This window comes from Hymenobacter amundsenii, from assembly GCF_002204745.1.
Lineage (GTDB): Bacteria > Bacteroidota > Bacteroidia > Cytophagales > Hymenobacteraceae > Hymenobacter > Hymenobacter amundsenii.
Genome location: NZ_NIRR01000044.1, coordinates 1 through 25,695 on the forward strand (window position 1 = coordinate 1; position 25,695 = coordinate 25,695).

Genomic DNA, 25,695 nt, shown 5'->3' on the forward strand with positions numbered 1-25,695 from the left:
TGAGAGGCGAGACTTTTTTGCTACACGGCCAGACGAGGCTTACAGCAAAAAAAAGTCTCGCCTCTCACTTCTCTGTACTCATATCTAACAACCTACCTTTGCGGCTGTCTACCCGAACCTGCCTTTGATGCCCGCTACTCTGCCGCCTGCCACGCTGCCCGACCTGTTTGCCGCTTTCAACCAGCTCACCGTGCTCATTGTGGGCGACGTGATGCTCGATGCCTACATATGGGGCCGTTCGGTGCGCCTCTCGCCCGAAGCGCCGGTGCCAGTTGTGAACGTGAGCCGCACCGAACAGCGCCTGGGCGGGGCCGCCAACGTGGCCCTCAACGTGCAGGCTTTGGGCGCCACGCCGCTGCTATGCGCTGTTATCGGACAGGATGCGGGCGGCGACCAGCTGCTGGAGCGTCTGGAGGTGAATGGCTTGTCGGCCGAGGGTATCGTGCGCTCCGGGGCCCGGCCCACTACGGTTAAGCAACGGGTACTGGCCCAGGGCCAGCAGTTGCTGCGCATCGACTCGGAAGTGGAAACTGACCTCAACGAAGAAGAAAACCGGGACCTCACCACCCGCTTCGAGCAGTTGCTTGAGCGCGCCGATGTGGTGATTTTTGAGGACTACGACAAGGGCGTACTGACCGAAACCAACATCCGCTACTTCATTGATCTGGCCCGGCAGCAAGGCGTACCGACGGTGGTAGACCCCAAGAAAAAGAACTTCCTGGCTTACCAGCACTGCACCCTTTTCAAGCCCAACCTAAAAGAACTGCGCGAGGGCCTCAAGCTGGAATTTGGCGACCCTACTTCCGACCGGCCCGGTTTCGAGGCCGCCGTGGCGCGCCTGCGGGAGGTGCTGCGGCCCGATACGGTGCTGGTTACGCTTTCCGAGCACGGCGTATTCGCCCAGCACGAAGACCACAAAACCTACCTGCCAGCCCACCTGCGCACGATTTCCGATGTGTCGGGGGCCGGCGATACGGTCATTAGCATCGCGGCGCTGTGCGTGGGCCTGGGCCTGCCCGTGGCGGCTACGGCGGCGCTGGCCAACCTGGGCGGCGGGCTGGTCTGCGAGCAGGTGGGCGTGGTGCCTATTGAGAAGGACAAGCTGCTGGCCGAAGCTCAGGAGGCTCTTGGCTTTTAGCAACCAGGAAAATCGGCTGCTTTTTATATGCTACCTATGGACTGGGCTGGAACCATTCTAGTTCCCTATGGCGTCGGAGCAACGCGCACGGAATCGATGCCGAACCACGTGGCCAGCCGAGTATTAATGCCATAAGCTGCTTCTTCTGACAACGTGTTAGGTGGTATAATAATCAGCCGATTGATAAGCGGAGGCTGCGCCGGTAGCGTGAGTTGGGCATGCGGCACACGACTAGCTTGTGCTAAGGCTGCGAAACGGCGCTGCCATTGACGTGCAAATACTGGGGCCTCGTGACGTAGATCCAGATAAGCGTGGGTGCTAGCGTTAAGTACAATAATAAACAGAACGCCGCTTAACAACCCGCGCACTGCGGCCGGTAGGGGCACAATAACTGCTGGGAAGGCCGGTAGACTAGCCCAGCCGGCAAACAGCCACCCCAGCAGCCACCACCACACCATAATATTAGTCGCCCGCGGAATAAGCGGTATGCGCGCCCACGTTAAGGCGTAAGGCAGCGTACTCAATACTACACCAGTTATGAGTACCGCTGCACCTAGAAATAATGGTATCCGCAGGCCCGGCGGCCGAACCGGTCCTATCCGAGCTGCTAATGGCCGCAATAGCAGCGTAAGGGCCGGTATCACGAGGAAAACTGGATCCGTAAATAAGTGGCGGAGCAAGATGACCAAGCGGGCCAGCCCTTCCCCTATAGAAGATGCTGGCCGTAAGGAGTTATCCAGCGCCAAGCGCGAGGTATTGCCGGGGGCTAATAGGGCTACCATGCCAGTCATGGCTAGTACCAATCCAAGCCCAACCCATACACGGGCGCTAGACCATTGTTGGCGCCATAAACTCAGCCCAGCCCCTAAACTTATTATCAGCCCCAGTAATATAATGGTCAGTTCGTTGGAGCCAGCTACGGCGACTGTGCCGACCAGGGCCAGCAGACCCCATGCCCGGCGTGCTCCGCGTCCTGTGGTTCGCTGGAAACGGTCAGCAGCTAACGGCACTAATATCAGCAGCCATGCTGGTATATGGTACACTACTAACTCTGTAAAATAGTATAGTGCTGAAAATGGAGAAGGAATTACACTGCTATAAACCAGTGCTAAGCCCGCCGCAAGCAGGCCGGCAGTGCGACGACGCAACTGCCGGCCTGTTGTTAGGCGTACGCCGATATACAGTACAGCTATTCGCAATAGTTGACTGATAATGGCGGTCAGCTGCACACCTTGTAACCAGCGGTAGTTTAATGGGTTGGCGGTTAATTGTAGCCAATTAGTGAAATAGCGGCCTGACCAATTCGTGAATAATCGTGTTTGAGCACCCCAGAAACCATAAGCTTCGACATCCAGGGTCCAAGAAAAATCATCCGCGTACGGTTGGTTATAATAGCACAGCAGCAGTAGAGGCAGCAGGCCGACAGCCACTCCAGCTGTCAGCAGCCCCCACCAGTGTCCCGTTACCCAACGGGCTAAACGCGAATCCAAGAGCGGCACGACAGTATGAGGATAAGAGTAAAAGTGCTTATGCCAGAAATAGCAGTGGTCTAATACCGTTCAATGTACTGCTTGCCGGTTGTTCACCCTATAGATCAGTCTGCATTTTCCCAAGCAGTCTAATCTGAAGGGCAACTACGTAGCTAAGTTAGCCGCGCATCCCCGTGCTGTACTCCTTCACCGTTTCGATGAAGACCTTCACGTTGTCGGGGTTGGTATCGGGGTAAACGCCGTGGCCAAGGTTGGCGATGTGGCGCTGGGGGCCGAACTGGTCGAGCATGGCGATGGTAGCGGCTCGGACCTGGGCGGGCGTACCGTAGAGGGCACAGGGGTCGAGGTTGCCCTGGAGGGTTTTGTCGCCTACGAGTGGCCGTACGGTTTGCGGATCCTGGTTCCAGTCGAGGCCAATCGTGCGGCAGGGTAGGGCCGCGAAGTCTTCGATGGCCCAGAAGGCTCCCTTGGCGAATACCGTAACGGGCACCTCGGGAATGGCAGCACAAATTTCGGCGATGTAGCGCTGGCTGAACTCGCGGTAATGCGCGGGAGGCAAAATGCCGGCCCAGGAATCGAATACCTGAATCAGGTTGGCGCCGGCCGCTACCTGCGCCCGCAGGTAGGCAATGGTTGTGGCCGTGATTTTACGCAGCAGCTCATGGGCCAGCGCCGGCTCCTGGTAGAGCATCCGGCGGGCTTTGCTGAAGGTTTTCGAGCCGTGGCCCTCCACCATGTAGGCCAGAATGGTCCAGGGAGCCCCGGCAAAGCCGATGAGTGGCACGCGGCCGTTGAGGGCCCGCTTGGTTACGCGCAAGGCCTCCAGCACGTAGCCCAAATGCTCCTCGGGGTCAGCCACGCGCATGCGGGCCACGTCGGCGGCCGACTGGATGGTTTCGGGGAACAGGGGCCCTTTGGCTTCCACCATCTCGTAGGTCAGGCCCATGGCCTCGGGCACCACTAGAATATCGGAGAAGATGATGGCCGCATCCACGTCGAGGGCATCGACGGGCTGGATGGTAACTTCAGCGGCCAACTCCGGCGTTTCTACCAGCTCTTTGAAGCCACTCAGGCGACCCCGCAGCGCGCGGTACTGGGGCAGAATGCGGCCGGCCTGGCGCATAAGCCAGACGGGGGTACGTTCGGTGTCTTCGCCACGGGCGGCACGCAAAAGGAGGTCGTTCTTGAGCACGGAGTTCGGATTGAAGTAAGACGAAAGGCGTAGCGGGTCAGCGAGCAGCAAAGGTAAGCTGCCTGAGCCATGGGCACTACCCCCAGGATGGGCAAAATCGGCTAGGTAGTCATGAATAGGGCCTTGATGGCCGTCATGATAAAGTTGACGCCGATGGCCAGGGTGATGAAGCCCATGATGCGGGCCAGTGCTGCCAGGCCCGGGCGGCCTAGAAAACGGGTGAGCCGGAGCGACGACATGAGGATGATGTAAGCGGCCAGGGCTACCAACACAAACCCCATAAATATTAGCCCCATATCGAAATACGTGAGCTTTTTAGTGTAGAGGCTGATGCAGACCGCAATGGCCCCGGGACCCGAGAGCATGGGCATGGCCAGGGGCGTGAAGCTGATATCGTCTTTCTCGCGGCTGGCCTCAATAGTTTCCTCCGACACCTTGCTGCGGTTGCCGCCGGGCGTGAGCAAATCGAAGGCCGAGCGCATGAGCAGAATGCCGCCCGCAATGCGTAGGTGGTGAATGTTGATGCCGAAGAAGTTGAGCACGTACTGGCCCGCAAAAAACGATACCGACAGTACGCCCAACACGGAAATACAGGCTTTCAGGCCGATGTTGGCCCGCTCTGCGGCCGAGTCGTTTTCCGTCAGAGAAAGGAAAACCGGCATGGCCCCAAACGGATTGACCACCGAAAGCAGCGTGGTGAAGGTGGCAAGCAGGATATTCATAGGCAGCAGCGAAATTCAGCGGGCAAAGGTACAACCCTTTAGTCGGCGGCGTGCGGAAAAATCCTAAATTTGACCGCATAACCCCGCCGTCGAGGCCGCGTAAATGCGACTTTCGCTCTTCGGTTCCCGGCGTGGTCCTTGCCTGCTATATTTCTGCCCCACCTTCCAACTCCTGCCTTTTGCCCGACTTCAACTCTTTTTCCTGGCTCGCGCTGGCTCACGGCCTGACGCTATTGCTAGCCTTCGTGGCATTGGTAGCCACCCTGCTGCCCCTGTTGCGCCAAACGGCCTGGTGGATTCGGGTATTCGATTTTCCGCGCCTCCAGATTGTGAGTGTGCTGGTGGGGGTAGTGGTGGCCGGGCTGCTGCTGCACTGGAACCGGCCCACCGATGGCGCTTACTGGCTGCCGGCTTTGCTGGGCACTCTGGGCCTAGCCGCGCTTTATCAGGGCTACCGCATCATGCCCTACACGCCGCTGGCCTCCAAGGATGTCGGCGACAGCACCCGGTCGGACGGTGATGGACACCTGAGCCTAGTAATGATGAACGTGCTGCAGTATAATAAGCAGAGCGACAAGGCCCTGCAAGTGCTACAGGAGGCCGATGCCGACATTGTTATGGCCGTTGAAACCGACGAATGGTGGCACCAGCAGCTCAAACCCCTGGAAAAAACGCACCCGCATACCTGCCACGAGCCCCTCGACAATACTTACGGCCTGCTGTTTTTCTCGCGTCTGCCCCTTGATGGTTGCGAAATCAAGTACCTCATCGACGACGACGTGCCCAGCCTGCATGCCCGCGTGCAACTTGCCGATGGCCGGACCTGGGTTCGTATTTATGGGCTGCACCCCAAACCCCCGGCCCCGGCCGAATCGGACACCAGCACCCGCCGCGACGCCGAGCTCATGGTGGTGGGCCGGGAGCTGGAGGAGCGCGACGAACCGACCATCGTATTCGGTGATATGAACGACGTGGCTTGGTCGCACACCTCCGAACTATTCCGCCGCATCAGTGGGCTGCTCGACCCACGGGTGGGCCGGGGCCTGCTGCCCACCTTCCACGCCGAGCATGCCCTGCTGCGCTGGCCCCTCGACCACGTGTTTGTTTCGCCCCACTTCAAGGTCGATGACATGGCACGCCTGCCCTACGTAGGCTCCGACCACTTTCCCATTTATATCAAGCTCAGCTTCGAACCCCAGGACAAAAAAGAGCAGGAGGAGAACTGCGAACAGGCTGATGCGGGCGACGAGCAGGAAGCCGACGAGAAAATTCGCGAAGGCATTCAGGAAGAAATAGAAGAGGAGGCCGAGGAAGCCACCGGTAAAGGCGGAAAATAACGTTTGCTTGGCTGCTTGTTAAAACCCGCGTCCGCTTGGCGTTCGGCCTATAACTCCTCGTACAGCCACGCCATCTGGTAGCGGGCCACGGCGGCGGGCAACAGCCGCATGGTGGCGTTACGAAGCGCAACCAACAGCGGGTTTTGAAACTGCCCCACGCGGCCTAGCTGACGCGAGGTGCGAATAATGCGAGCCGTGCGGGCCTGCCGAAGCTGCTCGAACTGGCGGAACGCGGCGGGCAAATCGGTGGGGGTGGTGCGGAGGCAACGGGCCAGTACGGCGGCATCTTCGAGGGCCATGCCTGCTCCCTGGCCCAGGTTGGGCGTGGTGGCGTGGGCTGCATCGCCGAGCAGCAGCACCGAACCCTGGGCGAAATACGGTAGCGGGCGCAAGTCCAGGATATCATTCCAGAGCAGTTGGTCGTCGTGGGTGAGGCCGAGCAGCTGGGGCGCCGGCGCATGGAAGCCGGCAAATTCGCGCTGTAAGTCGGCCACCCGGTAGTCGCGGAAATGGGGGTTGCGGGGCGTGGCACTGTTGAGGCAGGCAAACCAGTAGACCCGGCCCGCACCCACCGGCACGTACCCGAACCGTCGGCCTGCATCGCCCCAGGTTTCGCCCGAAGTGCCTGGCGGCAACTGCAGTTGAGTGGCATCAACCACGGCCCGCCAACAAGTATAGCCCGCATAGCGCGGCTGGGTATGGGGCCATAGCTGCTGTCGTACCCGGGAGCCAATGCCATCTGCACCCAGCAGCGCGTCGGCCGTTGCGTGGTGGCCGTTGGCAAAATGAGCCACCACGCCGGCGGGCGCAGTGGTAAAGCGTTCGAAGGGCGTGCCCACATGCAGGCAGTTGGCGGGCAGTCCGGCCAGTAGAATTCGCTGCAGCGTGGCCCGGTGAATACCGATGTTTTCGAAGCCCAACTTTTGGGTGAATTCTGAGGTGTCGGCCGCGTGCAGCTGCCGGCCCCGCTGGTCGAACAGGTACAGGTGGCTGATGGGCGTTCCGTGGGCGCGTACGGGTTCAGCTAGGCCCAACTCGTGGAGGGCGCGCATGGCGTTGGCCCCTACAACTATTCCGGCTCCCACCTCGCGCAACTCGGGCGCTGCCTCGTACACCTGCACCGCATGGCCCAGGTTCAGGAGGGCGTGGGCTGTGGCCAAGCCTCCAATTCCGGCCCCGATAACGATAAATTCTGCCATGCCTCGATTCTCGGCTAAAACGATAAGGTGAAACCACCGAATGGATTCCTGGTGAAACCAGCAAATAAAGCCAACTGCCGCCTTGCTCCCGGCCAGACGATGCAGGTAGCCCGCAATTAATTAGCCGGAGGGAGTAAGTCGGGTGATGAATTTAGCTAAGGGCCGGTTGAGAACACGGTACTCCAAGTAACATAGAAAGGCCCGGAGCAACCTGCTCCGGGCCTTTCTATTGTCAAAAATCAGCGTTGGCAATACAACCAGCGCCAATCAGTGCGCTACTTGCCTTCTACTTCTTCGTAGTCAACGTCAGTCACGTTGTCGGCGTTGGCTCCGGCTTGGCCGTTACCGTTGGGCTGACCGTCGCTACCGAAAGGGTTACCACCATCGGCACCCGGCTGGCCGCCTTCGGGGCTGCCCTGGGCGTACATCTCCTGCGAAGCAGCCTGCCAAGCGGTGTTGATGGCCGCCATGGCGGTATCAATGGCTCCGAGGTCTTTGCTCTCGTGGGCTTTCTTGAGGTCGGCGAGGGCGTCTTCGACGGCCGTTTTATTGCCGGCGCTCAGCTTGTCGCCGTACTCGGTCATCTGCTTCTCGGTCTGGAAAATCATGGAGTCGGCCTGGTTGACCTTCTCGATTTTCTCGCGCTCAGCTTTGTCCGATTCGGCGTTCGACTGGGCTTCCTGACGCATCCGCTCAATGTCGGCGTCGGAAAGGCCAGACGAAGCTTCGATGCGGATTTTCTGCTCCTTGCCGGTGCCTTTATCCTTGGCCGTTACGTGCAGAATGCCATTGGCATCAATGTCGAAGATAACTTCAACCTGCGGTACGCCGCGGGGTGCGGGCGGAATGGAGTCGAGGTGGAACTTGCCGATGGTACGGTTCTGCGAAGCCAACGGCCGCTCGCCCTGCAACACATGGATTTCGACGCTCGGCTGGTTGTCAGAAGCCGTCGAGAAGGTTTCCGATTTCTTGGTCGGGATGGTGGTGTTGCTCTCGATGAGCTTGGTCATCACGCCGCCCATGGTCTCGATGCCGAGGCTGAGCGGGGTCACGTCGAGCAGGAGTACGTCCTTCACCTCGCCGGTGAGTACGCCACCCTGGATAGCAGCGCCGATGGCTACCACTTCGTCGGGGTTCACGCCCTTGCTCGGCTTCTTACCGAAGAACTTCTCGACCTCTTCCTGAATGCGCGGAATACGGGTCGAGCCACCTACCAGAATCACGTCGTCGATGTCCGAAGTGCTCAGGCCAGCGTCTTGCAGCGCCTTTTTCACGGGCTCCATGGAACGCTTGAACAAGCTGTCGGCCAGCTGCTCGAACTTGGCGCGGCTCAGTTTCACCACCAAGTGCTTAGGGCCCGAGGCAGTAGCGGTGATGTAGGGCAGGTTGATTTCGGTTTCCGAAGACGAGGACAACTCTACCTTGGCTTTCTCGGCAGCTTCCTTGAGGCGCTGGAGGGCCATGGCATCCTTGCGCAGGTCCATGCCTTCGTTCTCTGAGGCAAACTGGTCGGCCAGGAAGTTGATGATAACCTGGTCGAAGTCGTCTCCTCCAAGGTGGGTGTCGCCGTTGGTGCTCAGCACCTCAAATACACCATTGTCAAGCTCCAGAATCGAGATATCAAACGTACCACCGCCTAGGTCATACACGGCTACTTTGTGGTTCGAGTGGTCCTTGTCGAGGCCATAGGCCAAGGCAGCGGCAGTCGGCTCGTTGATGATGCGTTTCACATCGAGGCCCGCAATGGCACCAGCTTCCTTGGTAGCTTGGCGCTGGGCGTCGTTGAAGTAGGCCGGAACCGTAATAACAGCTTCGGTTACGGTAGTGCGAGGTACTCTTCGGCAGTCTGCTTCATCTTCTGAAGCACCATGGCCGAAATTTCCTGGGGCGTATAATTCCGGTCGCCGATTTTCACGGTGGCCGTATTGTTAGTGCCGCTGGTTACTTCGTACGGCACGTTTTTCGACTCTTCGGAAACCTCCGAGAAGTTACGGCCCATGAAGCGCTTAATGCTCTGGATGGTGTTGGTGGGGTTGGTAATGGCCTGGCGCTTAGCAGGGTCACCCACTTTGCGCTCACCTTTACCGTTGTCAAGGAAAGCGACAATAGAGGGAGTCGTACGGCGGCCTTCGCTATTTGGAATTACCACCGGCTCGTTGCCTTCCATTACAGCAACGCACGAGTTGGTGGTGCCGAGGTCAATACCGATTATCTTGCCCATTGTGTTGGTTGTATTATTAGAAGTTAGATTGTCAGTTGGAAAAGGGTCGAAACCCTCACGACGCAGTATTTACAAGACGCGTACCAGCCCCGGAAATGCCTGTTGCTTGTGACAGATTGTCATTTTCAAGCTCATGCTACACCGGTTTTGTGCCGGTCTGACTTCAACGAAAAACCCGCCTGCCAGTTATCCTGACAGGCGGGCAGTAGTGCGAAGCTCCAGCTTCGCGCTCCGTTGAACGAAGTTATGTGGCCGTCAGCAACGGTACCAAAACAGGAGCTTCATGTTACTTCTGTTCCGTCATAAACTCGGCCACCATGCGCTGCCATAGCGCCTTGTGCTTCCACCAGTACGGCTCGTGGCCGGACCCGGGGAAATCCTGGCGCTGCTTGGGGCCGGCCAGCGCCGCGAAAATAGCGTCGGTTTCGGTGCGCGTTACGCGCGGGTCGGCGGTGCCCCAGAGCAGTAGGGTGGGCGTGTGGGTATGGGCGGCGTAGGCGGTGGCGTCGAGGTCGAAGGCCTGGAAGTTGTTGGCCACGCCGCCCCAGAATACTAGTAAGTTGGCCATAGGGAAGGGCGGCACGTGCATGGAGCGGAAGCGGCTCTGGGCCGTGGCCAGCATCGAGCCGTAAGGGCACTCCAGCAAGTTGGCGGTGGGGCGCACACCCAGCTCGGCCTCGGCCCGCAACGTGGCCACCGCCCCCATCGAGTTGGCATAGATAATTACCGGGCCCGGCCGCCGCCCAAGCCAGCGAATTACGGTCGCCACGTCGGCGGCTTCGTGGTGGCCCACGGTGCATTGGTAGCCTGCGGAGCCGCCGTTGCCAGCAAAATCGGTGAGCAGCACGTTGTAGCCGAGCCGCCGGAAGTAGACGGCCTCCGTCAGGAGCTGGCTTTTGGAGCTGGTATAGCCATGAAACAGGGCCACCGTTCCCCGGGCGCGGGGTACCGCGCCATACCAGCTTTCCAGCTGGCCATTAGGTCCCGGTAGTTGCACAGTGGCGTACGGAAACGAGGGCCGGATGTGGTTTTGCGGTTTCGGGATTTTAATGCCCGTCAGCAGAACGCCCAGCTTCTGAGCGGGCGAGAGTTGCTCGGGGTTGGCCGTGTGCGGGCCGGTTTGCGCCGTGAAGTGGGTGAAGCGCCAGGCGTGAAAGAACGCCACAGCATTCAGGGCCGCGAAAACCACGGCGGCTCCCAGCAGCAGCAGGGAAAGTCGCCGCCGCCGCATTAGCCGCGCCCCTTCCGGCCGCCGGGTGCGGCGCCGGGCTTGCCACCGGGTTTGCCGCTGGTCGGTTTCGTGCCGAATCCTTTGCCGCCCGCGCCAGGCTTCCCACCCGCCGCTTTCGGACCCGCCGATTTGCCCGCCGGCTTACCGCTGGCCGACTTGGGGCTGGCTAGTTTTGAGCCGGCGGCCTTGCCGCCCGGCCGTGCGGCCAAGGGTCTGGTGCCGGGAGCCGTGAAGCCGCCCCGGTTGCCACCGCCTTTCTTGCCGCCGGGCGGAACGCCACCGGGCCAGTACTCGGAAGTACGGGGCGTTTTGAAGGTGCCGGCGGCGGCCGTTTGGGCAGCCATGTCTTCCGTGAGCCGACCCACTTCGGCCTCTGTCAATTCGCGCCATTGGCCGGGCTGAAGGTCAGCCAGCGGTAAATCGGCAATGGCGGCGCGCACCAGGCGCAGGGTGGGGTAGCCCACGGCGGCCGTCATTTTGCGCACCTGCCGGTTCATGCCCTGGGAAATGCGAATCTGTATCCAGCTGGTCGGGATGGCCGCCCGGAAGCGCACCGGCTTGCTCCGTTCCCACAATTCGGGTGCTCCGGGCAACAGCTCCACCTCGGCGGCAGCGGTGTAGCCCGTTTTCAGGTCGACGCCTCGGCGCAGGTTTTCCAGGGCCTCGGGCGTGGGCTGGCCTTCCACCTGTACCCAGTACGTTTTGGGCACTTTAAAGCGGGGCTCCGAAAGGCGGTGCTGCAGCTGCTTGTCGTCAGTGAGCAGCACGAGGCCTTCCGAATCGTAATCGAGCCGCCCCACGGGGTAAATGCCGGGTACCTCCACGTAATCCTTGAGCGTCTGCCGCCCCGCCTCATCGGTAAACTGGGTCAGGACTTCGTAGGGCTTGTTGAGCAGGATGTAGCGCATGGCAGAGGGGGAGTCGGTGACTCAGGGAATAAGTAAACCGTTCACACTTCCTGATGGAGGGAAAACTGAGCGGTCAGCAAAGGTAAGGCTACTGCGCCAGTCGCCGCTTCCGAACGCTTTCGGCAATCAGCAACCGCACCTCCCCATTGGGCCGCACCACGTACTCGCCGCTGTCGCGAACCAGAATACCATCAGATGTTTGGTCGCGGTAATCGTGGTAAACGAGAATGCCAATGCGGGCCGTGTCGGCAGCGGCCGGCGCGGGCGGCGCCGCGATGTTATTGATTTGGGCCAGCTGGGCCAGGTACAGCAGCGAGTCGCGGCGTGTGTACGGCTGCAGCCGGAACTTGCCCGGGAAGTAGTGCCTGGGGTCGGAAACGCGGGTACGCAGAAACTCCTGCACGGCCAGTTCGGCCTTTTTTTCGGTTGATTTCGCGCAGCCAGTGAACAACAGAACAGCCGCGAGGAGGGGAAGGTATTTCATAGGTATTATTCTTGATGAACGTCATGCGGAGTGGAGTTGCAGTCGAAGCATCTCGACTGTAATGCTACTCTGGCTCAATGCTACTCCTGACGCCCGCAACGAAGCGGGAGAGATGCTTCGGCTTCACTTTGGCCCTGGCTTTATGCGCCACATGCTCAGCATAGCGTTCCTTTACTGACAACTGACAACCGAATTATACCCCGCCGGAGTATTTGCGGGTGGCCCATTCTACCGTCATCAAGCCAAGCAGCAGGAAAAACAGCCATTTCAGGTTGATGAGGTCTTTCAGGTCTTCCTGCTCGTAGATGACGGGCTTGTAGCTGGCTTTTTCGATGTCCTGAGCCAACTGGCCGAGTTGGGGTGGGAAGTAGAGGCGCTGGCCGCTACGGCGGGCCAGCTGGGCCAGCAGGTTATGGTCGGCGCGGCTTTGCAGGGCTTCGAGCTGCTGCTCCTGCACCAGCACTTCGCCGGCATCCTGTTGTGCCTGACCACCGAGCGTAGCCCGGGCCTGGTAGCGGTAAAGGCCGGCTGGTAGCGGGCCCAGGTGCAGGGGCGCGCCATCGGGGGTAGGGGCAAAGGTGAACGTGCGGGTCTGCTGCTGCTCGTCGGTGAGCGTAAGCGTGACGGGCTCGCCGTACACCCGCTCAAAAATGGCGTTGTAGGTTTCGGCCCCGAACGTAACGTCGTCGGCCCCATTGAAGGCATCCTGAGTAGGATACACATCGAGGCGTTTGCGGTTGGCGTTCTGGGTGAGTAGCTGAAGGGTGCGCAGTACCAGCTGGTCGTAGGCCACAGGTTTGTCGTCGTGCTCCACAGCTTCCTGTAAGCGCCACTGCCAGCTGCCCTCGGTGAGCAACGTGGCCTGCCGCTGGGCCGGGGTACCCCCGAAAACCAGTAACGGTTTTTTGGTGGCAATGCGGCCCACCTGCTGCCACAGGGCAGCCTCGGCCCCACCGCCGAGTTGGGCTTCCCCAAACGGCACCGGCACTGGCGGATACGCCAGAAACCGCCGCAGCGCGTCGTCGTCAAACGTAAAACGCTTGAAAGCCGGGTTGGGCACCGGTGTCACGTCGTCGGTCTGCGAACCCCGGGGCGTTACCGTGAGGCCAGTGTTAAGGCGGTTATAGGCCCCAAAGTCAGACTGCGCCCCCAATACATACAGGGCCGGTACGCGGCGGGCCTTCACCTGGGCCAGCACCTCACTGCCCACACCCGAGCGAGCCGGCAACTGGTGCAGAATGGCCACGTCGAAATCCTGGCTTTTGAGCGGACTGATGCCCGGTAGGTAGGTGACGAGGTCGAAGTTGTCGTTTTGCAGAATGGCGGCGCGCAACGCCTTGAGGTCGGGGTGGGGGGCGGCACCAGCCAGCAGCACTCGCAGCTTGCCCTTCACCACGTCGAGGTAAGCAAATTTCTGGTTGTTGAGGCGGGTGAACTCGCCCGCCAACGGCTCGGCTACCACTTCGTAGCGCCGTTTGCCAGTACCGGTAGCCGTCACCAGGAACGTGGTTTTGGTGCGCCGCTGCCCCGTCGGCAGGGACACTTTTTTGGTCTGGAGGACCCGGCCTTTCTCGCGTAGCTGCACGTTAGCCACGGTGCCGGCCGCGAAACCGTCGTAGGCCAGCTCGACCTCAATCGGGAACTGGTTGCCGCTAAACGCTACCCGATTATAATTCAGGGCGGGTAGGCTCAGGTCTTTCTTAGGGATGGTATCGCCCACGCCCACGGCATACAGTGGAAAACGGTAGTCGGCAAATTGCGGGGCCTGGCCCTGGTTCACGAGGCCGTCGGAAAGCAGCACTACGCCCGCCAGGTTGCGGCCCTGCCAGGCCTCCCCGATACCAGCCAGCAGCCCATCGAGGTCGGTGGCCGGCGCCCGGAACTGCACCGAGTCGAGCCGGGCGGCGCGGCTGGCCGAAAGCGTGCGGGTTTCCACCTCGAAGCCCTGGCTGCGCAACGTGGCCGCCAGCCGCGTAAGGCCGGCCGTAGCTTCGCGGAGCACTGCTGGCGGCGTAAACAGCCCCACCGACTGTGAGTCGTCAACGGCCAGCACTACGGTGGGCTTTTCGGTGCTCGTCGTGATTGATTTGAGAAAGGGCGAGAGCAGCAGAAAGCACAGAAAGCTCACGACCGCAAAGCGCACGGCCGCCAACGCATAATTTATGGCCCGGCTCCAAGGTGCTTTGGCCGAATACAGCAGGGCAGCGTAGCCCGCGCCCACCAGCAGGCACAGCCCGATAAACCAGGGAGAAGCAGATAAAATCAAAAGCCGATGCAGTCAGTAGAAACCCAAGAACCCCGAAACCTCGCCCGGAGTTGCGCGAAGGTACAAACCTGGTCAGCAGTAGACCCCAAGCGGGGACCGAGGCGGGAAAGTACCCGTTGGGTAGCAAAAGGTCCCGTAGTTGTTTTAAATAGTGCTGCCCGCCAATGGCCCAGGCATAGCACGCAGGGCGACCACTGTTTACCCGATCATGGGCTGAAATGTCTCCTGGTAAACATCTCTTACGCCGTCCGCTAACTCAATTCTGTACCGCCAGCCGGCTTCTGCCAGCTTCGACACATCGAGCAGCTTGCGCGGGGTGCCGTCAGGTTTGTCGGTATTGAACCGGACCCGACCCTCGTAGCCTACCGTTTCGCGCACTAACTCCACTAGCTCGCCGATGGTCAGGTCGTGGCCGGTGCCCACGTTAACCGGCTCGCGCCCGTCGTAGTAGCGCAGCAGGTGCAGGCACGCATCGGCCAGGTCGTCGACGTGCAGAAACTCGCGGCGCGGTGTGCCCGTGCCCCATACCTCTACTTCGGGGGCGTTGCTTATTTTGGCCTCGTGGAATTTACGTAGCAGCGCCGGTAGCACGTGGGAATTGTGCAGGTCGTAGTTGTCGCCGGGCCCGTAGAGGTTGGTGGGCATGGCCGAAATGAAATTACTGCCGTACTGGTCGCGGTAGGCTTCGCAGAGCTTGAGGCCCGCGATTTTAGCTAGCGCGTAGGGCTCGTTGGTGGCTTCAAGCGGCCCAGTGAGCAGGTACTCTTCCTTGATGGGTTGCGGGGCCAGTTTCGGATAAATGCACGACGAGCCCAGAAACAACAGTTTCGTAACGCCGTGGATCTGGCTTTGCTGAATGACGTTGTTCTGGATTTGCAGGTTATCGAGCAGGAAGTCGGCCCGGTAAGTGTTGTTGGCCATGATGCCGCCCACTTTGGCCGCGGCCAGCACTACGTAATCGGGTTTTTCAGCCGCAAAAAAATCGGCCACCGCTGCTGTATCGCGCAAGTCCAGCTCCTGGGAGGTGCGTACCACGAGGTGGTGGTAGCCAGCCTGCTGTAAGCGGCGAACCATTGCCGACCCTACCATGCCGCGGTGGCCGGCTACGTATATTTTGGCTTGCTGATGCATGAAGCAGAGAAGGAAGGCTACGAATGAGACGCTTACTCGGCGTAAAACCGGGATATCTCGTGCCCGCCCGCCCGCAGGTAGGCATCGCGCCGGAATAGGGCCACGTCGGAGAGCACCATTTCCCGCACCAGGGCCGCTAAATCGTAGCGGGGCTCCCAGCCCAACTGCTGTTTGGCTTTGGTAGGGTCGCCGATGAGCAACTCGACCTCGGTGGGCCGGAAGTAGGCCTCGTCCACTTCAACCACCACCAGGCCGAGGGGTACCTGGTACTCGGCGTTGGAACAGGCCACGACCACGCCCTTTTCCGCCACGCCTTCGCCCTGGAACGCGACTTCTATCCCGAGTTCGGCAAACGCCAGTCGTACGAATTCCCGCACGGTCGTCGTTACGCCGGTGGCAATTACGTAGTCCTCGGGCGTATCCTGCTGCAGCATGCGCCACATGGCTTCCACGTAGTCTTTAGCGTGGCCCCAGTCCCGTTTGGCATCAAGGTTACCCAAGTATAAGGTTTGCTGCAGGCCCAGGGCAATGCGGGCGGCGGCCCGGGTGATTTTGCGCGTTACGAATGTTTCGCCCCGGTGCGGGCTTTCGTGATTGAAGAGAATGCCGTTGCAGGCGAACATGCCGTAGGCTTCGCGGTAGTTGACCGTAATCCAATAGCCATAAAGCTTGGCTACTGCATAAGGAGAGCGGGGGTAAAAGGGGGTAGTTTCGCGTTGGGGTACTTCCTGCACCAGCCCATAGAGCTCCGAGGTACTGGCTTGGTAAATGCGCGTTTGGGCCTGCAGGCCCAAAATACGCACCGCCTCCAGCAGGCGCAGCGTACCCACGCCGTCCACGTCGGCCGTGTACTCAGGCGTGTCGAAGCTCACCTTCACGTGCGACATGGCTCCGAGGTTATAAATCTCGTCGGGCTGCACTTCCTGCACGATGCGGATCAGGTTGGTCGAGTCGCTCAGGTCGCCGTAGTGCAGCTTGAAGCGCACATTGGGTTCATGAGGATCTTGGTAAAGATGGTCGATACGTTCGGTGTTGAGCATGGATGAGCGGCGCTTGATGCCGTGCACCTCGTACCCTTTGCTGAGCAGCAGTTCGACCAGATACGACCCATCTTGGCCGGTTACTCCCGTAATCAATGCACGCTTCATAAAAGGTAGGTAAGGTGTGAGGATTCAACTAAAGCTGAGCTGCCGTGAAAAATAAGCCGCCGTGCGAACCGTGGCGAGGTGCTGACCAACCTGCCGCGGCCATGAATAGCTCAGGCAGCGAGCAGCCCTGTTTCAACATCCTGGCCCGCCGTATTTGCCGCCGTCAACCGTTAAGATCCTGGGCACAAAGCTGACGACGGTGCCTTCAAATATATTGTACTCTGCTTTATGAATTGTCAATTATACGATATGATTTTTTAAAGTATGCTGAATTGTTGCGCTTTCCGGCCGCAACGGCAGGGACCGGAAAGTGGGCAGTAGGCGGCATCAAATTTTCTGGGGGCCGCTAACCCACGTAATCAGCTTATAACCAACGCCCCAGATGTTGAGGGTTCCCAGCTTAGGATCGTGGCATAGGTGTTTGCCCAGGCGCAAGATGAAGGCATCTATCAAACGGGCTGTGAAGAAATTGTTGTCGCCCCGGAGCCGGCGCGACGGCGGTTGCCTCCAGTTGCTGAACGGTAACTGCCGTTCAACTAGTGCTTGGCGCCCATGAGTACTTAGGAGATACCTATGCCGGCAGCCAAGACCACAAGATTCGAACGCAACTGCCGTTCCCGCATTTAGTGGGGCAACAGCAGCAGTGGCATGAATTTGACCCATTATCCGGATCAGTTCTACCGCACGGTCACCAATTCGACGCTTTCCAGCATCCGGATCGGCGAAATCACGCGCTCATTCAGCGGAAGCTTATTGCCATACCGTTCGCGCATTTTGGCCTGCACGCTGGGGTTAGAGAGGTCGAACTCGCGGAGCGTTTGGAGCTGGCCGATTTCGCGGCCAGTTGCCTGCCGGTACATCTTCCAGAGTAGCTCCGAGCAATAGATACGCTCATCCGACCAACCGAAATACAGGTCGTAGCTGCGGCCCCGGTACTGTTCGCCAGCGGCCTGCAGACGGCGCAGGGCAGCAGGCGTGAGTACCGTCTTGGCATCGCGCAGGCGCTTGACGACGAACGTGCCGTTCTTGCCCCGAGCCACCCAGGCGGCCAGGGAAGTTTCGCTTACTGGCTGCACGGCCTCAAATACGCGCCACTCGCCTTGCTTCTGAAACAGAATGCCGCAGTGGCTGTATACCGAGTGCGTCGCCAGCTGAATGGCTTGGCTCTGGGCCGATTGAGAAGTCTGAAAAATCAGGTCGCCGTTGCGTAGACGGGGCGTAATATCTGCCACGGTTTGGTTCGCGGCCCGGCTGGTCTGGTAACGTACGAAGCGGCGGTGCAGGCGCGGATAGGCCAGATAAGCCACCAGAAGTAGCGGTAGCAGAAATAAGAAACGCCGCATACCTAATGGGGTAAAAAAATAGCGCGAAGCTTCTGCTTCGCGCTACTAACCTACGTCAGCATGCCGCCATCGACCTGCAATACCTGGCCTGTGATGTAGCTGCTGTTGTCGGAGGCCAAAAAGGCGGTGGCTTTGGCCACGTCGTCGGGGGAGCCGCCGCGGCGCAGCGGGATGGCTTTGCGCCACTCGTCGACCTGCTTGGCATCGAGCGCATCGGTCATTTCGGTTTCGATGAAGCCGGGAGCTACCGCGTTGCAGCGGATGTTGCGCGAGCCCAGTTCCAGGGCCACCGACTTGGTGAAGCCAATGATGCCGGCCTTGGAGGCCGCGTAGTTGGCCTGCCCCGCGTTGCCCTTCACGCCCACCACCGACGACATGTTGATGATGCTACCGGCTTTGGCCCGCATCATGGGCTTGGTGGCGGCCTTGGTCAGGTTGAACACCGACTTAAGATTCACGGCCATCACCTGGTCCCACTGCTGTTCGCTCATGCGCATGAGCAGCCCGTCCTGGGTGATGCCGGCGTTGTTGACCAGAATATCCAGTTTACCGAACTCAGCCACCACGTCTTCCACCAGCTTTTCGGCCTCGGTAAAAACGGAGGCGTCGGAGCGGTAGCCTTTTACTTTGGTGCCGTGCCCGGCCAATTCCTGTTCCAGTTGCTGGCCTTTCTCCACGCTGGAGAGGTAGGTGAAGGCTACCTGCGCGCCTTGCTGAGCAAAATACACCGCAATGGCGCGGCCAATTCCTTTAGAAGCCCCCGTAATCAGGGCCACTTTTCCGTCGAGCATTTTGGTCATTTTATCTGAGCTAATAGCTGATAGCTGTTAGCTATCAGCTTTGATGTTATAATGGTGCAAGCTACAAGCTTTGCCCATTAAGCCACAAAATTGAAGCGACAAACAGTTTCAATGAGCTTATGGCGCGTAGCTTGCAGTTCGAACACGAAAAGCTAACAGCTAGCAGCTGATGGCTAACAGCTTAAAATATGACTATCTGCATCCTCGGGGCCGGGCCGGGCGGGGCCACGGCGGCCCTGCACCTGGCCAACGCCGGCCACCGCTGCCTGCTACTCGACCGCGCCATGTTCCCGCGCGACAAAGTGTGCGGCGACGCGCTCAGCGGTAAAGTGCTCAGCGAATTGCGCCGGATCGGGGAGGAACTGCCCGCCCGCTTGGCTGCCGAGCCCGCCCAATTGCCCAGCTGGGGCATCGACTTCTACGCGCCCAACGGCCGCCGCTTGGCCGTGCCCTTCAAGCCCCACTACAACCCGGCCCTCGACCGCGCCGCTGGCCACATCAGCAAGCGCATCGACTTCGATAATTTCCTCATCGAAGAGGTGCGCCGCCGGCCCGAAATTGACTTCCGCGAAAATACCGACGTGGTACGCCACGAGCAACTGCCCGACGGCCGCTGGCGCCTGCTGGCCAAAGACGATACTGAAATAACCACCGCCGATCTGTTGCTGGTGGCCAACGGGGCCCAGTCGAACTTTGCGCGGGTGATAGGCGGTCACGTACTGGAGCCGGCCCACCATTGTGCCGGTCTGCGGGCCTACTACCGCGGTGTAACCGGCTTGCACCCCGATAATTTTATCGAGCTGCACTTCATCAAGGAGTTCCTACCGGGCTACCTCTGGGTGTTTCCGCTGCCCAACGGCGAGGCCAACGTGGGCGTGGGTATGCTGAGCGAAGCGGTGGCGAAGAAAAAGGTGAAGCTCCGCGAGCGGCTCGATGAAATTCTGCGCACCCACCCGGCCCTGAAAGAGCGGTTTGCTACCGCCGAACGGCTGGGGCCGGTGCGCGGTTTCGGGCTGCCGCTAGGCTCCAAGCGCCGTCCGCTTTCGGGCCCCAATTACCTACTGCTCGGCGATGCCGGCTCGCTCATCGACCCGTTTTCGGGGGAGGGAATCAGCCACGCCATGGTCTCGGGCCGCCACGCCGCCGACTGGGCTGCCCGGGCCGTTGCCGCCCACGATTTCAGCCCCGCATTTCTGAAGGGCTACGACGCGGCCGTGTATAACCGCCTCTGGCAGGAGCTGCGCCTGAGCCGGGCCATGCAGCGCCTGCTGGGTTATCCCTGGCTGTTCAACTTCATCGCCAACCGCGCCGCCAACAATCCCACCCTGGCCGAAACCATCAGCAACATGTTCCTCGACCTCGACCTGCGCGAACGGCTCCGCCAGCCCAGCTTCTACCTGAAACTGCTGTTGGGGAAGTGAGGGGGAGCAAGAGCAATTAGAAAAGGCCCGTCATTCAGAACTCTGAATGACGGGCCTTTTCTAATCGCTCACAACTACTCTTTCTCAGTGTAACGGCGCAGGCTTTTCCCAGCTTCGGGGTTGAGTTGGGCGGCTTTCTCCAAATCGACTTTGGCTTCCTTGGGCTTGTTGATGGATGAGTAGCTGATGCCGCGGTACTCGTAGGCGTCGGCGTAGGTGGGGTCGAGGGCAATGACTTTGGTGAAGTCGGGTATGGCTGACCTGTAGTTGAACATCTGCATCTTGGCCGCGCCGCGCCCGAAGAAGGCGTCTTTATCTTGGGGGTTGTATTTGGTGGCCTTGGTGAAGTCAGAAATAGCCCCGGTATACTCCTTCATTTTCAGGCGGTTGAGGCCCCGGTTGTAATATACTTCACCACTGGTGGGTTTCAGGCGGGCCGCCGAATTATAGTCGTTCATGGCCTCCTTGTAGTCTTTGAGTTGGCTTTTAGCTTTGGCGCGGCTCAGTAACGCGTCAAAGTCGCGGGGCGAGGCCTTGAGACGGGCGTCAGCCAAACGGATATCCTCGCGGTAGTCGGTGCTGTTTTTACGGACGGCCGGTTCCACTACAGTGGGCGTGGCAGGAGTTGCTATAGCCGTACTCATGGTGCCGGCCGTTGTATCGGCGGCGCGGGCCACGGCCGTTTCGACGGCGGCGTTGCGTGAGGCCGAGGTTGGGCGCTCCACATCGGCGGTGGTGCCGCGGGCGCAGGCGCCGGCCAGGAGTAGCGTGGCGCTGGCCAGCAGGGAAAGTAGGGGTGCTTTCATGAAAAAAGAAGGTTCGGGGAAGTGGGGAAAGTCCGTTTAAGACTGGTTTTTTAGAAATGAACCTTTGTACGGCGGCTCGGGCCTAGGGGCTGAAGGTGGCCCCGAAATTTTATGCGGCCCGGGCTGACCCGCAACCGCCCGGCCGTGCGGCCGACTGCCCGGACCTGCCTATCTTTGTCCGGCCACGCGGCGGCTTGTAGAGCCCGGCGCGGCGCTTCTTCTTACCCTTCAACCGAACACAATATGGCATTGCAATACGACCTGGTCGTTATCGGCAGCGGCCCCGGCGGCTATGTGGCCGCCATCCGGGCCTCGCAACTGGGCTTGAAAGTAGGTGTAGTCGAGCGCGAGTCGCTGGGCGGTATCTGCCTCAACTGGGGCTGCATTCCTACCAAGGCCCTGCTCAAAAGCGCCCAGGTATTCGAGTATCTCAACCACGCCAAAGACTACGGCCTGAGTGCCGAAAATGTGAGCTACGACTTCGGGGCCGTTATTCAGCGCAGCCGGGGCGTAGCCGAGGGCATGAGCAAGGGCATCAATTTCCTGTTCAAAAAGAATAAGATCGACGCCCTCATGGGCACCGGCAAGCTGCTGGCCCCCGGCAAAATCGAGCTCACTAAAGCCGATGGCAGCAAGGATACCATCGAGGCCAAATCCATCATTCTGGCTACCGGTGCCCGCTCGCGCGAGCTGCCATCTATGCCCGTCGATGGCAAGAAAATTATCGGCTACCGCCAGGCCATGGTGCTGCCGGAGTTGCCCAAGCGCCTTGTAGTAGTTGGTTCCGGCGCTATCGGCGTCGAGTTCGCCTACTTCTACCGCACCATGGGCTCCGAGGTAACGGTGGTGGAGTACCTGCCCCGCATCGTGCCGGTGGAGGACGAGGACGTGTCGCGCCAGATGGAGAAGTCGTTCAAGAAAATTGGCGTCAACGTGCTCACTAACGCCGAAGTCACCAGCGTTGACACCAGCGGTGCAGGCTGCAACGTGACCATTAAAACGGCCAAGGGCGAGCAGCAAATAGCCTGCGACGTGGTTCTGAGTGCCGTGGGCGTCATCACGAACCTCGAAAATCTGGGCCTCGAAGAGCTGGGCATTAAGGTGGAGAAAGGCCGCTTGGTGGTCGATGATTTCTACCAGACCAACGTGCCCGGCATCTTCGCTATCGGCGACATCGTGCCCGGCCCCGCGCTGGCCCACGTGGCCTCGGCCGAAGGCATTATCTGCGTCGAGAAGATTGCCGGCCACCACCCCGAGCCACTCAACTACCAGAACATTCCCGGCTGCACCTACGCCTCACCCGAAATTGCCTCGGTGGGTCTCACCGAAGCCGAAGCCAAAAAGCAAGGCTATGACGTGTTGGTGGGCAAGTTCCCGTTCTCGGCCTCGGGCAAAGCCTCGGCCGCCGGCGTGAAGGATGGCTTCGTGAAAGTCATCTTCGACAAGAAGTACGGCGAGTGGCTGGGCGCCCACATGATTGGCGCCAACGTGACCGAAATGATTGCCGAAGTAGTTGTCGCCCGCAAGCTCGAAACCACAGGCCACGAAATCATCAAATCGGTGCACCCGCACCCCACCATGAGCGAGGCCATTATGGAAGCTGCCGCCGCCGCCTACGGCGAGGTTATTCACCTGTAAAACCGCCTCACTGATCAGTAACTGAAAGCCCCGGTGATTTCGACCGGGGCTTTCAGTTACTGGGGTAGCACTACTTGCGCCTGATGTAGTGGTAGGTGAGGGTATTTCTGCTGAAACACTAAATCCAGCGTGAACTTCTCGTCTAGAAACCGCGGATCGAACTCTTGGCTGAAGTCCCAGGTACCCACGTAGTGCAGTTGGCCAGGCATCACCGTAAACATGTAGCGCGTCCGTTTCAGTGTCTGACTGTTGCGGTGTTTACGAACGGATTCAACGCTCGATTGTATTCCCCCCGCAAACTCGTACGTAATGAGGGCGTAACGTCCGGCTGGCAGCGCGTAGCAGAACGGGTTTTCGCGGCGGGAGCGGACAATGGGCTTCACATTTAATCGAAAGTACTGCTGCGTATCGAGGTTGACGACGCGCACGTACTGGCCCAAGCCACCGCTACTGAAACCCAGCCGCTGTACGCAACTGCCATAAAGAATTCCTTTATCGGGGGGCAACTCTTTGTGGCTGCTTCCCCAAGTTGCAGAAGGCAATACAAGCAGCGGCCCGGGATGCTCATCCAGCGAATCGGGCAGCATCTTTACCAGCTCTAACTCCTGTTCCTGGCGCTGAACCTGGATCTGGGACTGGGCATAAGTGGGTTGCGTTACTAAGCCACCCCCCACAAGTAGAGCTATTCGAAAAATTCTGGATAAAAGCATGTGCGTATCGGCTGTTGCGCGGGCACTACTGTGCCCGGTACTTGCCCTTAATGAAACCGGGCATATCCTGGCCGTAGTCTTCGGTTTTGGTGGCCTCGGTTTTCCAGAGTGCTTCTACCAGCAGCAGCAATAGGGCCGTTTCCTTGTCCGGGTCGGGATACTGAAGCTTTTGGAAAGCCTGGTGCAGCAGCGTCGGGAGCGGGCGCATAAACCGCTCATGCTGCTGGCGGGCCATTTCGGAGTCGGCCAAGCGGTACTGAAGCTTCCAGAAGTAAGGTTCGTCGCGCACGAGCTTGAAAGGCAACTCGATGACGCTGTGGATGAACGTGAGCGAGTCGGGCTCGGTGAGCCCCCCCCGGTTGGCTTCGATAATGCGCTTGTATCCGCTACGAATAACGAACTCTAACAACTGGTCTTTAGATCCGAAGTGCTTGAAAATGAGGGCCTCCGATACGCCGGCTTCGCGGGCGATGAGCTGGGTAGAGGTGTTGTCGAACCCTTTCTCCCCGAAAAGGCGCAGCGCAACGTCGGCAATGTGCTGTTTGCGGTTGGTCATGGGCAGCGGGGTTGGGCAACGACTCGCCGGGTAAGGCCAGCGGACGGCAATTGAACCCGCAAGTACGCGCTCAAAAAGCAAAAAATGCAGTTCGGTTCAAAAATAAAGCGCCGCTGTTCCCCGCTGTCCGTTACAGGCGCTGATTCTGGCCCAAACAGAAGCCGCCGACTCGGGGCTTCCGAATCGGCCGGCTACGTGGGTTCCGAAAGCCGACTAGCAGCAGCGCCGGGGGCAAGGCTACGCGTCTTTCAGAGGGTTCCGGATGTGGGTGGGAATACATCCGGGTAATCGGGGCGGGGAATTGGCCATCAGCAACTAGTGGGAGTCGTTAGCTGATAGCGGGAGCAATATTACACATTCTTTGGCAGTCCTAGTAAGTGTTAGCTTACTTTCCCGGGGTGAGTGAACACTCACCCTTAAAGAGTGTGGGCTAATGGGTTGAAAAAAAGCGGATTAACCTGTTGTATAAAATTTTGTCTTTGCTAGCTACTCCGCCGTATTTGAACCGGCTAGCTTGCTGCTGGCCCGGAACCGTGCCACCTTCGCCCGGATTTCTTCCAGCCCGAGATTATGAACGCTGCCCAAATGGGTGGTCTGGAACTCGCGGTGGGGCTGGTAGCTCCCGTCCTCCACGGCGCGGCCCACTTGCTTGTAGGCCTCCCGGAAGGGCACGCCGGCCTGAATGAGCTGGTTGATATTTTCCACCGAAAACACGGCGTCGTACTTGGGCTGGTGGAGCAGGTCGGGCTTGATGCGCAGCTGGGGCAAGGCAAAAAGTACGATGTCGAGGATGTCGAGGAACTGGGTCAGCGGCTCGAAGAGGATTTCTTTCAGAATCTGAAAGTCGCGGTGGTAGCCGCTGGGCAGGTTGCTGGTGGCCAGTATGAGCGTGTTGGGCAGGGCCTGCAGGGCGTTGCAGCGGGCCCGGATAAGCTCGAACACGTCGGGGTTCTTCTTGTGAGGCATGATGCTGGAGCCCGTGGTGAAAGCGGCCGGCAGCTCCACGAAAGCCAGGTCCTGGGAGTTGTAAAGCACCAAGTCGTAGGCCATTTTGGCCAGGGTGGCAGCCATACCAGCCAGCGCGAAGGCGAGGGTTTTCTCGGTCTTGCCGCGTAGCATCTGGGCACCCACGCTGCTCACCGCGAGGCTGCCGAAGCCCAGTTCGCGGGTGGTTTGCAGCCGGTCGATGGGGAAGGAGCTGCCGAAGCCCGCGCCCGAACCCAGCGGGTTCTGGTCGGCCACGGTGTGGGCGGCTTCAAACAGGGCCAGATCTAGGAGCAGGTGCTCGGCGTAGGCCGAAAACCAGAGCCCGAACGAGCTGGGCATGGCCGCCTGGAAGTGGGTGTAACCTGGCATCAGGTCGGTCTGGTGGGTTTCGGCCTTTTGCAGCAGCACCTCTATTAGTTCCAGGGTGCGGGCGGTGGCGCGCCGGGTGTAGTTTTTGAGGAAGAGCTGAATGGCGGTCAGCACCTGGTCGTTGCGGGAACGGGCGGTGTGGATTTTCTTGCCCGCGTCGCCGTAGTGCTCGGTCAGGTAAGACTCGATTTTGGAATGCACGTCCTCGTACTCGGGCTCAATCACAAACGTGCCGGCTTCCAGCTGGGCCGTCAGCTCCGCGAGGCCCTGCTGGAGCTGCTCGTTTTCGGCGGCCGAAATCAGCCCTGCGGCGGCCAACATGTTGGCCTGGGCCCGGGAAGCCTGCACATCGAACGGCGCGAGGTACAGGTCCAGCTCCCGGTCGCGGCCTACAGTGAACTGTTCAATTTTCTTATCGACGGCAATGCCTTTGTCCCAGATTTTCATGGTAGTGGTGCTAAGAGCTAGAAAGCTAGTTCCCCTCTTTGGAAAGGAAGGGCTAGGTGTATAGTCCCAGCGTGAGGTGGGTCGGGTCATGGGTAAAGTTAACGGGGTTTTTCTGCCACTGGGCACACACAAATTCATGTGGCGTGAGGCC

20 protein-coding genes and 1 pseudogene are annotated in these 25,695 nt (G+C 59.7%); 4 read left to right on the plus strand and 17 right to left on the minus strand.

All coding sequences use genetic code 11. From position 1 onward, the window contains the following. Nucleotides 1-127: 127 nt before the first annotated feature. The gene (locus tag CDA63_RS17615) at nucleotides 128-1,138 is read left to right on the plus strand and encodes a bifunctional heptose 7-phosphate kinase/heptose 1-phosphate adenyltransferase (RefSeq protein WP_088465780.1); all 1,011 of its coding nucleotides are present in this window, start codon (nucleotides 128-130) and stop codon (nucleotides 1,136-1,138) included. A gap of 65 nt (nucleotides 1,139-1,203) precedes the next feature. On the opposite strand, the gene CDA63_RS20595 is transcribed toward CDA63_RS17615, so the two are convergent. From CDA63_RS20595 to CDA63_RS17625, 3 genes are all read right to left on the minus strand, one after another. Beyond that, nucleotides 1,204-2,628, minus strand: coding sequence for a hypothetical protein (locus CDA63_RS20595; protein WP_126546926.1), 1,425 nt, complete (start codon nucleotides 2,626-2,628; stop codon nucleotides 1,204-1,206). A 157-nt stretch (nucleotides 2,629-2,785) separates the two neighbouring features. Beyond that, nucleotides 2,786-3,871, minus strand: a complete 1,086-nt coding sequence (gene hemE / locus CDA63_RS17620) for a uroporphyrinogen decarboxylase (RefSeq protein WP_242434734.1) — start codon at nucleotides 3,869-3,871, stop codon at nucleotides 2,786-2,788. 50 nt (nucleotides 3,872-3,921) lie between these two features. After that, nucleotides 3,922-4,542, minus strand: a complete 621-nt coding sequence (locus tag CDA63_RS17625; RefSeq protein ID WP_088465781.1) for a MarC family protein — start codon at nucleotides 4,540-4,542, stop codon at nucleotides 3,922-3,924. Between the two features lie 179 nt (nucleotides 4,543-4,721). On the opposite strand from CDA63_RS17625, the gene CDA63_RS17630 reads away from it, so the two are divergent. Continuing rightward, nucleotides 4,722-5,879 carry an endonuclease/exonuclease/phosphatase family protein gene (locus tag CDA63_RS17630; protein ID WP_088465782.1) on the plus strand — a complete coding sequence of 386 codons (1,158 nt, stop codon included), beginning with the start codon at nucleotides 4,722-4,724 and terminating at the stop codon, nucleotides 5,877-5,879. Nucleotides 5,880-5,926: 47 nt separating this feature from the next. Here the strand turns inward: CDA63_RS17630 and CDA63_RS17635 are convergent, their stop codons facing one another. From CDA63_RS17635 to fabG, 10 genes and pseudogenes are all read right to left on the minus strand, one after another. Next, the gene (locus CDA63_RS17635) at nucleotides 5,927-7,078 is read right to left on the minus strand and encodes an FAD-dependent monooxygenase (protein WP_088465783.1); all 1,152 of its coding nucleotides are present in this window, start codon (nucleotides 7,076-7,078) and stop codon (nucleotides 5,927-5,929) included. Between the two features lie 275 nt (nucleotides 7,079-7,353). After that, nucleotides 7,354-9,299 (minus strand): annotated as a pseudogene (dnaK, locus tag CDA63_RS17640) (molecular chaperone DnaK). Between the two features lie 286 nt (nucleotides 9,300-9,585). After that, the gene (locus CDA63_RS17645; RefSeq protein ID WP_088465784.1) at nucleotides 9,586-10,530 is read right to left on the minus strand and encodes an alpha/beta hydrolase; all 945 of its coding nucleotides are present in this window, start codon (nucleotides 10,528-10,530) and stop codon (nucleotides 9,586-9,588) included. Beyond that, nucleotides 10,530-11,438 (minus strand): pseudouridine synthase, encoded by a 909-nt coding sequence (locus tag CDA63_RS17650; RefSeq protein ID WP_088465785.1) that lies wholly within the window; start codon nucleotides 11,436-11,438, stop codon nucleotides 10,530-10,532. Before CDA63_RS17650 ends, CDA63_RS17645 begins: the two co-directional genes overlap by 1 nt. Before the next feature lie 88 nt (nucleotides 11,439-11,526). Continuing rightward, nucleotides 11,527-11,922 carry a hypothetical protein gene (locus CDA63_RS17655; protein ID WP_088465786.1) on the minus strand — a complete coding sequence of 132 codons (396 nt, stop codon included), beginning with the start codon at nucleotides 11,920-11,922 and terminating at the stop codon, nucleotides 11,527-11,529. A gap of 193 nt (nucleotides 11,923-12,115) precedes the next feature. Beyond that, nucleotides 12,116-14,188, minus strand: coding sequence for a VWA domain-containing protein (locus tag CDA63_RS17660; protein ID WP_242434735.1), 2,073 nt, complete (start codon nucleotides 14,186-14,188; stop codon nucleotides 12,116-12,118). Between the two features lie 198 nt (nucleotides 14,189-14,386). Next, nucleotides 14,387-15,319, minus strand: a complete 933-nt coding sequence (locus CDA63_RS17665; RefSeq protein WP_088465787.1) for a GDP-L-fucose synthase family protein — start codon at nucleotides 15,317-15,319, stop codon at nucleotides 14,387-14,389. A 32-nt stretch (nucleotides 15,320-15,351) separates the two neighbouring features. Next, nucleotides 15,352-16,467, minus strand: coding sequence for a GDP-mannose 4,6-dehydratase (gene gmd, locus CDA63_RS17670; protein WP_088465788.1), 1,116 nt, complete (start codon nucleotides 16,465-16,467; stop codon nucleotides 15,352-15,354). 677 nt (nucleotides 16,468-17,144) lie between these two features. Continuing rightward, a complete protein-coding gene (locus CDA63_RS17675; protein WP_088465789.1) occupies nucleotides 17,145-17,810 on the minus strand; it encodes a YiiX family permuted papain-like enzyme in 666 nt (221 codons plus the stop codon). Between the two features lie 50 nt (nucleotides 17,811-17,860). Next, nucleotides 17,861-18,610 carry a 3-oxoacyl-[acyl-carrier-protein] reductase gene (gene fabG / locus CDA63_RS17680; RefSeq protein WP_088465790.1) on the minus strand — a complete coding sequence of 250 codons (750 nt, stop codon included), beginning with the start codon at nucleotides 18,608-18,610 and terminating at the stop codon, nucleotides 17,861-17,863. Nucleotides 18,611-18,798: 188 nt separating this feature from the next. Between fabG and CDA63_RS17685 the strand changes: the two genes are divergently transcribed. Further along, nucleotides 18,799-20,031 carry a geranylgeranyl reductase family protein gene (locus CDA63_RS17685; protein ID WP_088465791.1) on the plus strand — a complete coding sequence of 411 codons (1,233 nt, stop codon included), beginning with the start codon at nucleotides 18,799-18,801 and terminating at the stop codon, nucleotides 20,029-20,031. 74 nt (nucleotides 20,032-20,105) lie between these two features. On the opposite strand, the gene CDA63_RS17690 is transcribed toward CDA63_RS17685, so the two are convergent. Continuing rightward, nucleotides 20,106-20,837 carry a tetratricopeptide repeat protein gene (locus CDA63_RS17690; protein ID WP_088465792.1) on the minus strand — a complete coding sequence of 244 codons (732 nt, stop codon included), beginning with the start codon at nucleotides 20,835-20,837 and terminating at the stop codon, nucleotides 20,106-20,108. Between the two features lie 243 nt (nucleotides 20,838-21,080). Here CDA63_RS17690 and lpdA point away from each other — a divergent pair, with 243 nt between their 5' ends. Continuing rightward, nucleotides 21,081-22,475, plus strand: a complete 1,395-nt coding sequence (lpdA, locus tag CDA63_RS17695; RefSeq protein WP_088465793.1) for a dihydrolipoyl dehydrogenase — start codon at nucleotides 21,081-21,083, stop codon at nucleotides 22,473-22,475. Nucleotides 22,476-22,531: 56 nt separating this feature from the next. Here the strand turns inward: lpdA and CDA63_RS17700 are convergent, their stop codons facing one another. The 3 genes from CDA63_RS17700 to argH form a co-directional block, all read right to left on the minus strand. Then, complete coding sequence (locus CDA63_RS17700) at nucleotides 22,532-23,149, minus strand: hypothetical protein (RefSeq protein WP_088465794.1); 618 nt, start codon at nucleotides 23,147-23,149, stop codon at nucleotides 22,532-22,534. A gap of 61 nt (nucleotides 23,150-23,210) precedes the next feature. After that, the gene (locus CDA63_RS17705; protein WP_088465795.1) at nucleotides 23,211-23,741 is read right to left on the minus strand and encodes a TetR/AcrR family transcriptional regulator; all 531 of its coding nucleotides are present in this window, start codon (nucleotides 23,739-23,741) and stop codon (nucleotides 23,211-23,213) included. A 486-nt stretch (nucleotides 23,742-24,227) separates the two neighbouring features. Then, nucleotides 24,228-25,544, minus strand: a complete 1,317-nt coding sequence (gene argH / locus CDA63_RS17710; RefSeq protein ID WP_088465796.1) for an argininosuccinate lyase — start codon at nucleotides 25,542-25,544, stop codon at nucleotides 24,228-24,230. Between the last annotated feature and the right edge of the window lie 151 nt (nucleotides 25,545-25,695).